Genomic DNA, 12,500 nt, shown 5'->3' with positions numbered 1-12,500 from the left:
AGAGTTCGCCCAGATCCCGCCCCCTCCAGATGAAAGAAGAGACGCGCCCCGCATGAGACGCCACCGCAATGTCAAAATCGTAGCCACACTTGGCCCGTCCTCCAATGATTACAATATGATACGGGCCCTGTTCGAAGCCGGCGCCGATGTGTTCCGCCTGAACATGAGCCATGGCTCGCACGATGAGATCCGCGAACGGCACACGATCATCCGGCAGATCGAAAAGGATCTGGACCGCCCGATCGCCATTCTGGCGGATTTGCAGGGCCCGAAACTGCGGTGCGGCGTTTTTTCCGGAGACAGCGAAGAACTTGTCGTGGGAGAGCCGTTCCGGTTTGATCTGGATCCCGCGGAGGGGAACGCCAGGCGGGTCTGCCTGCCGCACAAGGAGATCTTCCAGGCGCTCAGACCCGGCGCGACCCTGCTGGTGAATGACGGGAAGATCCGGCTCAAGGTGGAAGAATGCGGCGCCGATTTCGCCGAGTGCACGGTCATGGTCGGCGGCACGATTTCCAACCGCAAGGGCGTGAACGTGCCCGATGTGGTGCTGCCGCTGGCCGCCCTTTCCCCGAAGGACAGAAAGGATCTCGAATTCGTCTGCGAACTGGGCGTCGACTGGATCGCGCTGTCCTTCGTGCAGCGGCCCGAGGATGTGCTGGAGGCGCGCACGCTGGTCAGGGGCCGTGCCGCGATCCTGTCGAAGATCGAAAAGCCGGCGGCGGTAACGGACTTCGCCGAAATCCTCGAGGTCTCGGACGGAATCATGGTGGCGCGCGGCGATCTGGGGGTGGAACTGCCGGTGCAGAACGTGCCGCCGATCCAGAAACGTCTGGTGCGGGCCTGCCGGGCCGCGGCCAAGCCGGTGATCGTGGCCACCCAGATGCTCGAGAGCATGATCGAAAGCCCGGTGCCGACACGGGCCGAAGTATCGGATGTGGCAACAGCCATCTATGAAGGCGCGGATGCGGTGATGCTCTCTGCGGAATCCGCCGCCGGTGCCTATCCGATCGAGGCGGTGACCACGATGAACAACGTCGCCGAAGAGGTCGAGCATGACCCGACCTACCGCGAGGTGATCGAGGCCAGCCGCGGCGCATCGCGGCCCGGCGTGGCCGGCGGCATCGTGGCCGCCGCGCGCGAGATCGCCGAGACCGCCGATATCAAGGTGATCTGCTGCTTCACCCATTCCGGCACCACCGCCGCCCTGACCGCGCGGGAACGGCCGCGGGTGCCGATCCTGGCGCTCACGCCGTTCGCCGCCACCGCGCGCCGGCTGTGCCTGACCTGGGGCATCCAGTGTTTCTTCACCGGCGAGGTCGATCGCTTCAAGATGGCCGTGGTCAGCGCCGCCCGCGCGGCCCGCGAAGGCGGCTATGCGACCGAGCAAGACCAGATCGTCGTGACTGCGGGCGTGCCCTTCAACGAACCGGGCACGACCAACATCCTGCGCGTCGCCCCCTGCGAGGAACGTTTGATTTTCCGCACCGACCCCGAGTAACCCGCCCTCAGGGGAAAGGGGGCATGAGGCGGTGCGCTGGCTCTTGTCATCGGCCGCACGGTCGGCATTCCGGCCCGGCGCCGCTGTCGGGCGCCTTCGCCCGGGTGCCGGGGGCTATGAACTAATCGCTTGCCAGCCCGGGCGGCGGGCTTTATACGGCGCTCTCCATCCGGCGCGACCGGCCAAAGTGGCATGCCGAGTCGCGCTTACACCGCTCATGAATTCGAGGAGACGGAAATGCCCAAGATGAAGACGAAATCGAGCTGCAAGAAGCGGTTCAAGGTCACGGCCAAGGGCCGCGTTGTCGCCGCACAGGCCGGCAAGCGCCACGGCATGATCAAACGCACGAACAAGTTCCTGCGCAACGCGCGCGGCACCACCACGCTGTCGGCCCCTGACGAGAAGATCGTCAAGTCGATGATGCCGTACGCACGCTAAGGAGGTTCTGATATGTCCCGAGTCAAAGGTGGCGTTACCACTCACGCCCGTCACAAGAAGGTCATCAAGGCCGCCAAGGGTTACTACGGCCGCCGCAGCACGGCGTTCAAGACCGCAACCCAGGCCGTCGACAAGGCCAACCAATACGCCACGCGCGACCGCAAGAACCGCAAGCGCAACTTCCGCGCCCTGTGGATTCAGCGGATCAACGCCGCCGTCCGCAACCATGACGAGGCGCTGACCTATTCGCGCTTCATCAACGGCCTGTCGCTGGCCGGGGTCGAGGTTGACCGCAAGGTTCTGGCCGATCTGGCCGTGAACGAACCCGATGCGTTCGGTGCCATCGTCGACAAGGCGAAGGCCGCGCTCGCGTAAACCTCTTTCAGAGGGTCAGTTTGAAAGCCGCGAGCCCGGAGACGGGTCTCGCGGCTTTTTCGTTTCAGCGGCGCATCTCGCGCGGGGCGGCGAAGACGCCCGTCAGGGCGGATGAGCGGCTTGCATTCAGGGGGGCCTGTGATAGCAGGAACCCGGACAAAATCAGGGGGGTCCGCATGGACGATCTGAGGCAGAAATATCTGGACGCCATCGCAGGCGCGGCCGACGAGGCCAGCCTGGAGGATCTGCGGGTGCAGGCCGTCGGCAAGAAGGGCGAGATCAGCCTGAAGATGCGCGAGCTGGGCCGCATGACGCCGGAAGAGCGCCAGGTCGCCGGCCCCGCGCTGAACGCCCTGAAAGACGAGATCAACAGCGCGCTGGCCGCCCGCAAAGCCGCGCTGGGCGACGCCGCGCTCGAGGAGCGGCTGCGCTCGGAATGGCTGGATGTCACCCTGCCCGGCCGCCCGCGCCGCGCCGGCACCATCCACCCCGTCAGCCAGGTGATGGAAGAGGTCACCGCCATCTTCGCCGACATGGGCTTTGCCGTTGCCGAAGGCCCGCAGATCGAAAGCGACTGGTATAATTTCGACGCGCTGAACATCCCGCCCGAACACCCCGCGCGGCAAGAGCATGACACGTTCTTCATGCACCGGGCCGAGGGCGACGACCGGCCCCCGCATGTGCTGCGCACCCATACCAGCCCGGTGCAGATCCGGGCGCTGCAAAAGCAGGGCGCGCCGATCCGGGTGATCGCGCCGGGCCGTGTCTATCGCATGGACATGGATCAGACCCACACGCCGATGTTCCATCAGGTCGAGGGGCTGGCGATCGGCCGCGACATTTCCATGGCCAACCTGAAATGGGTGCTGGAAGAGTTCTGCCGCGCCTATTTCGAGGTCGACGAGGTGGAGCTGCGCTTCCGCGCCTCGCATTTCCCGTTCACCGAACCCTCGGCCGAGGTCGACATCCGCTGTTCCTGGGAAGGCGGCAGCCTGAAGCTGGGCGAGGGCGACGACTGGATGGAGATCCTGGGCTCCGGCATGGTGCACCCCAAGGTGCTGGCCGCGGCGGGGGTAGACCCCGATCAATGGCAGGGCTTCGCCTTTGGCCTGGGCATCGACCGGATCGCGATGCTGAAATACGGCATCCCCGATCTGCGGGCGTTCTTCGATTCAGACCTGCGCTGGCTGCGGCACTACGGGTTCAGCGCGCTGGATGTGCCGACGCTGCACGGGGGGCTGTCGCGGTGACACCAGAGCTTTGCGGAACAGAGGATCGCAAGCGATCCGGGGGTGACGTTTCTGACCGGGCTTCGCTCACGTCTGAACATGTCCAAAAGACGCTGCCGATAAAGGACTGAACCAATGAAATTCACCCTCTCCTGGCTGAAACAGCACCTCGACACGCAAGCGTCACTGGATGACATCCTCTATGCCCTGACCGACCTCGGGCTGGAGGTCGAGGGCGTCGAAAACCCGGCCGAAAAGCTGCGCGCCTTCACCCTCGCCAAGGTCAAGAGCGCCGAGCAGCACCCCGATGCCGACAGGCTGCGCGTCTGCGTCGTGGAAACCGACGAGGGCGACAAGCAGATCGTCTGCGGTGCGCCCAACGCGCGGGCGGGCATCACCGTGGTGCTGGCCAAACCCGGCGACTATGTCCCCGGCATCGATGTGACGCTTTCGATCGGCAAGATCCGGGGCGTCGAAAGCCACGGCATGATGGCCTCCGAGCGCGAGCTGGAACTGTCCGACGAACATGACGGCATCATCGAGCTGCCCTCGGGCGAGGTGGGGCAAAGCTTTGCCGACTGGCTGGCCGAGAACGATCCCGCCAAGGTCGATCCGGTGATCGAGATCGCCATCACCCCCAACCGCCCCGATGCGCTGGGCGTGCATGGCATCGCGCGCGATCTGGCGGCGCGGGGGCTGGGCACGCTGATCCCGCCGGTGGCCACGCCGGTGCCGGGCACGTTCAAATGCCCGATCCACGTGACCATTGACCGTGAAACCCAGCACAAGGCCTGCCCGGTGTTCTACGGCCGGGTGATCCGGGGCGTGAAGAACGGGCCGAGCCCGCAATGGCTGCAGACCTTGCTGAAGGCGGTCGGGCTGCGCCCGATCTCGGCGCTGGTCGATGTGACCAACTTCTTCACCTATGACATGAACCGCCCGCTGCATGTGTTCGACGCCGACAAGGTGAAGGGCGCGCTGCGGGTGCATGCGGCCGAAGGCGGAGAGAGCTTCGCGGCGCTGGATGACAAGACCTACACGCTGGCGCCGGGGATGACCGTGATTTCCGACAGCCGCGGCGTGGAAAGCCTTGGCGGTGTGATGGGCGGGGCCGCGACCGGCTGCACCGAAGACACAGTGAACGTGTTCCTCGAGGCCGCCTATTTCGATCCGATCCGTACCGCGATGACGGGCCGCGCGCTCAAGATCAACTCCGACGCGCGCTACCGCTTCGAACGCGGGATCGACCCGGAATGGACGCCCGCAGGCATGGAGCAGGCCACGCGGATGATCATGGATCTGTGCGGCGGCGAGGCGTCGGAGGTTGTGGTGGCCGGGCACATGCCCGATGTCAGCCGCGCCTATCGTCTGGATACCGACCGGGTGCAATCGCTGGTGGGGATGGAGATCGACGCGGATGAACAGCGTTCAACGCTGACCGCGCTGGGGTTCCGCCTCGAGGGTGACATGGCGCATGTGCCGTCCTGGCGGCCCGATGTGCTGGGCGAGGCCGATCTGGTCGAAGAGGTGGCGCGCGTCGCCTCGCTGACCCGGTTGCAGGGGCGGCCGCTGCCGCGCACCCATGTGGGCGTGCCCAAGGGCATCCTGACGCCGATGCAAAAGCGCGAACAGATCGCGCGGCGCAGCATCGCGGCGCTGGGGTATAATGAATGCGTCACCTACTCGTTCATCGATCAGGGCGCCGCCGCGCTGTTCGGGGGCGGCGATGACGCCACCATGCTGCAAAACCCGATCTCGTCGGAGATGAGCCATATGCGCCCGGCGCTGCTGCCCGGTCTGCTGCAGGCCGCCGCCCGCAATCAGGCGCGCGGCTTCATGGATCTGGCCCTGTTCGAGGTCGGCCCCGCCTTTCACGGCGCCGAGCCGGAAGAGCAGCACCTGCTGGCCTCCGGCCTGCTGGTCGGCCATTCCGGGCCCAGGGATGTGCACGGCGCCCGCCGCCCGGTGGATGTCTTCGATGCCAAGGCGGATCTCGAGGCGGTGCTGTCGGCCATCGGCGCGCCGGCCAAGGCGCAGATCCTGCGCGGCGCGCCGGATTTCTGGCATCCCGGCCGGTCGGGGCAGATCTGCCTTGGCCCCAAGAAGGTGCTGGCCGCGTTCGGCGAATTGCACCCAAGGGTGCTGGCCGCGCTGGATGTAAAGGGCCCCGCCGTGGGGTTCACCCTGTTCCTTGAACAGCCGCCCTTCCCCAAGAACAAGGCCGCCGCCCGCCCGGCGCTCGCCGTCAGCGATCTGCAGGCGGTGGAGCGCGATTTTGCCTTCGTGGTCGATGCGGGGGTAGAGGCGCTGACGCTGGTCAACGCCGCCGCCGGGGCTGACAAGGCGCTGATCGAAGAGGTGCGGGTGTTCGACGAATTCATCGGCGGCGCGCTGGGCGAGGGCAAGAAATCGCTCGCCATCACGGTACGGCTGCAACCCACCGACGCGACGCTGAAGGAAAAGGATATCGAGGCCGTGGCCGCCAGGATCGTCGAGAAGGTCGGCAAGGCCACCGGCGGCGTACTGCGCGGATAAGCCCCGCCGCGGCGGCTATGCAAGAGCGCGGCACGGGGGCATACTATACTCCGTGCTGCTGCCGCTGCGGGGGATGCGATGTTTCAGGATCGGGCCGAGGCCGGAGAGATGCTGGCCGACGCGTTGGAGAAGGCCGCGCCGGCGGCGCCGGTGGTTCTGGCGCTGCCGCGTGGCGGGTTGCCGGTGGCGGTGCCGGTGGCCAGGCGGCTGTCTGCGCCGCTCGACCTTCTTCTGGTGCGCAAGATCGGGATGCCAGGCCAGCCGGAGCTTGCCGCCGGCGCCGTGGTCGACGGGCCGGCGCATGAGGTGGTGTTCAATGACGGCCTTCTGCGCTCGATGGGCCTGACAGAGACGGACTTCGCCGACAGTATCGCCGCGAAGCTGGAAGAGATCGAAAACCGCCGGAAGATGTATCTTGGCGGCCGCACGCCGGTCACGGTCGAGGGGCGGACGGCGATCGTGGTGGATGACGGCATCGCCACCGGCGCCACCGTCAGGGCGGCGCTGAAGGCGTTGCGCAAACGCGGCCCGGCGGCGATCTGGCTGGCGGTGCCGGTGGCGCCCGGCGATTCCCTGGCCGAAATGGCGGCGCTTGTCGACAAGGTGATCTGCCTGGAGGTGCCGCGCCCGTTTTACGCGGTCGGCGCGCATTACCGGGTGTTCGATCAGGTCAGCGACGCCGCGGTGGTCGAGGCGCTGCGCTCGGTCTGGGATAGCGCGGCGCCGTCGGCGAACGGCTGAGGTGCGTCAGCCTCGCGGCGGCTGCAGCAGGCCGCGCTGCACCGCCGGGCGGGCCATGAAACGGTCCAGATAAGCGGGCACGTTCGCCAGCGTGTCCCAGCCGACCAGCGGCCCGGCCTCGTAAAACCCCGTTACCGTGCGCAGCCAGGGGCAGATGGCGATATCGGCGATTGAGTAATCGCCGCAAACCCAATCCCGCCCGTCAAGCTGCCTGTCCAGCACCTTGAGCAGGCGGATGCTTTCCTGCACGTAGCGTTCGCGCGGGATGGGGTCGGCCACATCCTTGCCGCCCATCTTCACGAAGAACCCCATCTGCCCGAACATCGGCCCGATGCCCCCCATCTGGAACATCAGCCATTGCAGAACATCGTACCGCCCGGCGGGATCGGCGGGCAAGAGCTGCCCGGTCTTTTCGGCCAGATAGATCAGGATCGCGCCGCTCTCGAACAGCGGCAGCGGCGCACCGCCGGGGCCTTGGGGGTCGATGATCGCGGGGATCTTGTTGTTGGGGCTGATCGCAAGGAATTCTGGGCTGAACTGCGCGTTCTCGGCGAAAGAAACGGTGTGGGCGTCATAGGGCAGCCCGGTTTCCTCCAGCATGATCGAGACTTTCAGGCCGTTCGGCGTCGGAAAGCCATAGTACTGGATGGCGGCGGGATCGCGCGGGGGCCAGCGTTTCGTGATCGGGAAATCTGCAAGCCGGGTCATGGAGGCTCCTTGCGGGTTTCGGGGACATCGGGGCGAGTATTCCCCTAAAAACTCCCGGGCGCCATGCAATATCGTGCTATGATGCAAAGGGGATCGCGCAAAGGCTTCTTGCGGCCCGCATTCTAAACAAACGCGAAACGCGGGGACAAAATGCTTAAGGAATTCAAGGATTTCATCGCCAAGGGCAATGTCATGGACATGGCCGTGGGTATCATCATCGGTGCGGCCTTTACGGCCATCGTCAGCTCGTTGGTTGCTGACCTGATCAACCCGATCATCGGCCTGATCATCGGCGGGATCGATTTCTCGAACATGTTCATCGTGCTCAAGGGCGAGGGCGACTATCCTTCGCTGGCGGCGGCGCGCGATGCCGGTGCGGCCGTGTTCGCCTATGGCGCGTTCATCAACGCCGTCATCAACTTCCTGATCATCGCCTTCGTGGTGTTCATGCTTGTGCGCTATGTCAACAAGATCAAGGACGCGGCCATTTCCAAGGGCGAGGTCGTGCCGGAAGCACCGTCGGGCCCCACTCAGGAAGAGCTTCTGATGGATATCCGCGATCTGCTGAAAAAGGCCTGATCGCCGGCACAGATCTGAAAAGGCCCGCCGTTTCGGCGGGCCTTTTGCGTTTCGCTCAGCCCTTCAGGGCCAGCGCCGGGGCCAGCACGTCGATCCCCAGCGCCTGGCCGGCCGCAAGGCAGGTCAGCCGCCCGGCGTGGGTGTTCAGCCCGGCCAGCAGATGCGGATCGTCGGCGCAGGCCTGCCGCCAGCCCTTGTCGGCCAGCGCCAGCAGGAAGGGCATGGTGGCATTGCCAAGCGCGATCGTCGCGGTCCGGGCCACCGCGCCGGGCATGTTGGCCACGCAGTAATGCATCACACCGTCCACCGCATAGATCGGGTCTTCGTGGGTGGTGGGGCGCGAGGTTTCGAAACATCCGCCCTGATCGATGGCGACATCGACGATGGCCGCCCCCGGCTTCATCGTCGAAAGCTGCGCGCGGCTGACCAGCCGGGGCGCCGCCGCGCCGGGGATCAGCACCGCGCCCACCACCAGATCGGCCTCGGCCAACAGTTCCGCCATCGCCCCGGCCGAGGAATAGCGGGTGCCGAACAGCCCGCCGAAGACGTCATCAAGATAGCGCAGCCGGGGCAGCGACCGGTCAAGCACGGTCACATCGGCGCCCATGCCCGCCGCCACCCGCGCCGCGTGGGTGCCGACCACCCCGCCGCCGATCACCAAAACCCTGGCCGGGCCGACGCCGGGCACACCCCCCAGCAGCACGCCGCGCCCGCCATTGGCCTTTTGCAGCGTCCAGGCGCCAACCTGCGGCGCCAGGCGGCCGGCAACCTCTGACATCGGCGCCAGAAGCGGCAGCCCGCCCTGCGCGTCCGTCACCGTTTCATAGGCGATCGCGGTCACGCCGCTTTCCAGCAGGTCACGGGTCTGGTCGGGGTCGGGGGCAAGGTGCAGATAGGTGAACAGCACCTGCCCCTCGCGCAGGCGCTTGCGTTCTTCGGGCTGCGGCTCCTTCACCTTCACGATCAGCCCGGCGCGGGCGAACAGCTCTTGCGCGGTGGCCACAATCTCGGCCCCGGCGGCGGTATAATCGGCATCGGTGAAGCCCGCGCCATTGCCGGCCGCGGTTTCCATCAGCACCCGGTGGCCATGGGCCACGGCCTCGCGCGCGGCGTTCGGGGTCATGCCCACACGAAATTCCTGCGGCTTGATCTCTTTCGGGCATCCGATAATCATTCAGGCATCTCTCCTTGTTTTCCGCATTCTGCACGCAACGGCGCAAAATTGCCGCGAAATATTTCGCATAAACCTGTCGGTCGGTGAAGAAATCATGCAGGCTTGGGCGAAATCACAGAAGGATCGTGCGCGCGAATGGAACTGGACGATACGGACCGGCGAATCCTGACGGCCCTGCAGAAAGCGGGACGCATGTCCAACGCCGAACTGTCAGAGCGGGTCAACCTGTCGCCCTCGGCCTGTCACCGGCGGGTGAACCGGCTGGAGGGCGAAGGCTATATCCGCGACTACGTGGCGCTTCTGGACGCGCGCAAGATGGGGCGGCCGACCACGGTCTTTGTCGAGATCACCCTGTCGGGCCAGGCGGACGAGCTTCTGGATGCGTTCGAAAAGGCGGTGGCGCGGATCCCGGACGTTCTGGAATGCCACCTGATGGCGGGCAGTTTCGACTATCTGCTGAAGGTCGTGGCGCGCGACAGCGAGGATTTCGCCAGCATCCACCGCCGCTATCTGACCCGATTGCCGGGGGTGGCGCAGATGCATTCGAGTTTTGCCCTGAAAACGGTGTTCAAGACCACGGCGCTGCCGCTCTAGCCCGCTACCAGCGCCAGAAGCGGGGCATCAAAAGCACGAAGATGGTCAGCAGGCCAAGCCGGCCCATCAGCATCGCCAGCACCATGATCCACTTTCCGGCATCGGGAAAGTCGGTCATGGTGCCGGTGCGCGCCACCAGCGGGCCGAAACCGAAGCCGATATTTCCGATCGAGGTCCAGACCGCGAATGTGGCCGATTCCGCGTCGACGCCGATCATGTCCATCGCGATGATCAGAACGCCCAGCGTCAGGATATAGCCGCCCACATAGAGCACGAGCGCGTCCAGCACGTCGCGGTCCACCGGCCGCCCGTCATACTTCACGGCCTGCATGCGCGAGGGGGCGTGCAGCCGCACGATCTGGGCCCGAAGCTCCAGAAAGGTCAGCTGCCAGCGAAACACGCTGATGCTGGCGGAGCTTGAAGAGGTGCATCCGCCGATCATCCCCACCAGAAAGGCCACGACAACGGGAAACGGCCCCCAACCGGCCACATCGGCCGAACCAAAGCCGGTGCCGGAGAAAATCGAGACGATATTGAACAGGCTCTGGCGCAGAACCGGTTCGGTGGCCTCCTCGCCTGTCACAAGGCGATAGGCCGCGACCATGCCCACCGCCACGGCCAGCCAGCGCAGATAGGCGTGCACCTGCGGGTCGGAGAGCAGTGGCCGCGGGTTGCCGGCGGCGAGCTGGACAAAGCGGATATAGGGCAGGCTGGCCAGGATCATGAACAGCGCGCCCACATATTCCGCCGGGCCGCTGTACTTGCCAAAAGAGGCGTCAGAGGTCGAAAACCCGCCGGTCGAGATCGTGGCGAACGCGTTGACCACCGCGTCCAGCGGGGTCATGCCCGCGGCGAGATAAGAGAGGGCGGCAAGGAGGGTCAGCCCGACATAAAGCACCAACAGCATGCGCGCGATGTCAGGCGCGCGGGGCAGCACCTTGCCCAAAGTGTCGAACCCTTCGGCACGGAAGAACTGCATGCCGCCCACACGCATCACCGGCAGAAAGATCATGGCGACAAAGGCGATGCCCAGCCCGCCCAGCCAGTTCAGGAGACCGCGCCACAAAAGCACGCCCATCGGCAGCGAATCGAGCCCGGTAAAGACCGAGGAACCTGTGGTGGTGATGCCCGATACCGCCTCGAAATAGGCATCCGTGAAATTGGCATGGGGGGCGCCTTCCACGAAGGGCAGGGCGCCGAACACCGGCGCGATCACCCAGATCGCCGCCGTCAGCAGAAAGCCCTGCCGCAGCGACAGGCTGCGCGTCAGCCTGCTCTGGCACGACAGCGCCAGAACGGCGCCTGTCAGCATCGTCTGGATCGCCGTTTCCAGAAACGCGTGCCAGTTGGTGTCATGCCGGGCCAGATCCAGCGCCATGGGCGCCAGCATCAGCCCGCCAAGCGCAACGAGCAGAAGACCGAGAACATATCCGACCGGGCGCAGATCAAGCATGATAGGCAGATGCATGGGCGCGCCGTCAGGCCGAGTCAAGCAGCGGCGGCGCGCCCTGGGCCGGGCGGGGCTGCCCCCGCGCCCGTTTTTCTGACACAAAACGTTCAAACAGCGCTGTTAGCGACGAGTCGTGCCGGACGCATCGCTCGCATGTCGCGGCAGATCACACAGGAGAACGCGCAGAATGGACAGGCCGGAAGAGGACATCACCAGGGACTGGCTGGAAGCCGAGCTTGAAGACACGCTGGACGAGGATTTCGAGATCGAATTCAGCGAGCCGATGCTGTCGATGGAGATCCGCAAGATCTACAACAAGCAACATCCCAACATGCTCGACCGCAAGGTCTATTTCCGCAACCTTCTGCGGCTTCAGGCAGAGCTGATCAAGCTGCAGGACTGGGTGCAGCACACCAACGCCAAGGTTCTGGTGATCATGGAGGGGCGCGATTCGGCCGGCAAGGGCGGCGTGATCAAGCGCATCACCCAGCGGCTGAACCCGCGCGTGGCCCGTGTGGTGGCCCTGCCGGCGCCGTCGCGGCGCGAACAGAGCCAGTGGTATTTCCAGCGCTACGTGCCGCACCTGCCGGCGGGCGGCGAGATCGTGCTGTTCGACCGCTCATGGTACAACCGCGCCGGGGTGGAACGGGTGATGGGCTTTGCCTCCGAGGATCAGGTGGAGACCTTTTTCCAGGACGTTCCCGAATTTGAGCGGATGCTGGTACGCTCGGGCGTGATCGTCCTGAAATACTGGTTCTCGATCACCGACGAGGAACAGCAGCTTCGCTTTCTGATGCGCATCCACGATCCGATGAAACAGTGGAAACTCTCGCCGATGGATCTGGAAAGCCGGGTGCGGTGGGAAAAATACACCAAGGCCAAGGAAGACATGTTCGCCCGCACCAACATCCCCGAGGCGCCGTGGTATATCGTCGAAGGCAACGACAAAAAGCGCGAGCGGCTGAACTGCATCGAGCATCTTCTGTCGAAAATCCCCTATGAAGAGGTCCCGAGCGAAAAGGTGACCCTGCCGGAACGGGTGTTCAACCCCGACTATGAGCGCAAGGTGCTGCCCGATGAGCTTTACGTGCCGAAAGTGTATTGAGCCGGTCATCACCAGCGCTCACGGGCGTCTTCGCGCGAAAATCGACCGCGACGGAGGGATGAACGCCGGGTGGA

12 protein-coding genes are annotated in these 12,500 nt (G+C 65.4%); 9 read left to right on the top strand and 3 right to left on the bottom strand.

The features are described 5' to 3' along the window. Nucleotides 1-52: 52 nt before the first annotated feature. The 6 genes from pyk to GGR17_RS12270 all read left to right on the top strand — a co-directional run bounded on the left by pyk (nt 53) and on the right by GGR17_RS12270 (nt 6,816). Complete coding sequence (gene pyk / locus GGR17_RS12295) at nt 53-1,498, top strand: pyruvate kinase (RefSeq protein ID WP_054539829.1); 1,446 nt, start codon at nt 53-55, stop codon at nt 1,496-1,498. A gap of 237 nt (nt 1,499-1,735) precedes the next feature. Further along, nucleotides 1,736-1,936: a 50S ribosomal protein L35 gene (gene rpmI / locus GGR17_RS12290; protein WP_037207844.1), complete on the top strand. Its 201-nt coding sequence runs from the start codon at nt 1,736-1,738 to the stop codon at nt 1,934-1,936. Between the two features lie 12 nt (nt 1,937-1,948). Continuing rightward, nucleotides 1,949-2,311, top strand: a complete 363-nt coding sequence (rplT, locus tag GGR17_RS12285) for a 50S ribosomal protein L20 (RefSeq protein WP_037207842.1) — start codon at nt 1,949-1,951, stop codon at nt 2,309-2,311. Between the two features lie 176 nt (nt 2,312-2,487). After that, on the top strand, nt 2,488-3,561 hold the full coding sequence (gene pheS, locus GGR17_RS12280; RefSeq protein ID WP_054539828.1) for a phenylalanine--tRNA ligase subunit alpha: 1,074 nt from the start codon (nt 2,488-2,490) through the stop codon (nt 3,559-3,561). 114 nt (nt 3,562-3,675) lie between these two features. Further along, on the top strand, nt 3,676-6,075 hold the full coding sequence (pheT, locus tag GGR17_RS12275) for a phenylalanine--tRNA ligase subunit beta (protein ID WP_054539827.1): 2,400 nt from the start codon (nt 3,676-3,678) through the stop codon (nt 6,073-6,075). A 78-nt stretch (nt 6,076-6,153) separates the two neighbouring features. Further along, entirely contained in the window at nt 6,154-6,816 is a 663-nt protein-coding gene (locus GGR17_RS12270) for a phosphoribosyltransferase (RefSeq protein ID WP_054539826.1), read from the top strand. A 6-nt stretch (nt 6,817-6,822) separates the two neighbouring features. Here GGR17_RS12270 and GGR17_RS12265 read toward each other — a convergent pair whose 3' ends face one another. After that, nucleotides 6,823-7,524, bottom strand: a complete 702-nt coding sequence (locus GGR17_RS12265; protein WP_054539825.1) for a glutathione S-transferase family protein — start codon at nt 7,522-7,524, stop codon at nt 6,823-6,825. A gap of 150 nt (nt 7,525-7,674) precedes the next feature. On the opposite strand from GGR17_RS12265, the gene mscL reads away from it, so the two are divergent. Next, nucleotides 7,675-8,103 (top strand): large conductance mechanosensitive channel protein MscL, encoded by a 429-nt coding sequence (gene mscL / locus GGR17_RS12260; RefSeq protein ID WP_054539824.1) that lies wholly within the window; start codon nt 7,675-7,677, stop codon nt 8,101-8,103. A gap of 55 nt (nt 8,104-8,158) precedes the next feature. Here mscL and ald read toward each other — a convergent pair whose 3' ends face one another. Beyond that, nucleotides 8,159-9,277 (bottom strand): alanine dehydrogenase, encoded by a 1,119-nt coding sequence (gene ald, locus GGR17_RS12255; RefSeq protein WP_054539823.1) that lies wholly within the window; start codon nt 9,275-9,277, stop codon nt 8,159-8,161. 135 nt (nt 9,278-9,412) lie between these two features. On the opposite strand from ald, the gene GGR17_RS12250 reads away from it, so the two are divergent. After that, nucleotides 9,413-9,871, top strand: a complete 459-nt coding sequence (locus tag GGR17_RS12250) for an Lrp/AsnC family transcriptional regulator (RefSeq protein WP_037207824.1) — start codon at nt 9,413-9,415, stop codon at nt 9,869-9,871. 4 nt (nt 9,872-9,875) lie between these two features. On the opposite strand, the gene GGR17_RS12245 is transcribed toward GGR17_RS12250, so the two are convergent. Next, nucleotides 9,876-11,324: a TrkH family potassium uptake protein gene (locus tag GGR17_RS12245; RefSeq protein ID WP_054540471.1), complete on the bottom strand. Its 1,449-nt coding sequence runs from the start codon at nt 11,322-11,324 to the stop codon at nt 9,876-9,878. Between the two features lie 184 nt (nt 11,325-11,508). On the opposite strand from GGR17_RS12245, the gene ppk2 reads away from it, so the two are divergent. Continuing rightward, a complete protein-coding gene (gene ppk2, locus GGR17_RS12240) occupies nt 11,509-12,426 on the top strand; it encodes a polyphosphate kinase 2 (protein ID WP_054539822.1) in 918 nt (305 codons plus the stop codon). Nucleotides 12,427-12,500: the final 74 nt, after the last annotated feature.

This window comes from Actibacterium naphthalenivorans (assembly GCF_014196965.1).
GTDB classification, from domain to species: Bacteria; Pseudomonadota; Alphaproteobacteria; order Rhodobacterales; family Rhodobacteraceae; genus Actibacterium_A; species Actibacterium_A naphthalenivorans.
The sequence above is the reverse complement of the archived record's forward strand: the minus strand, read 5'-3'. Positions and strand labels throughout refer to the sequence as shown.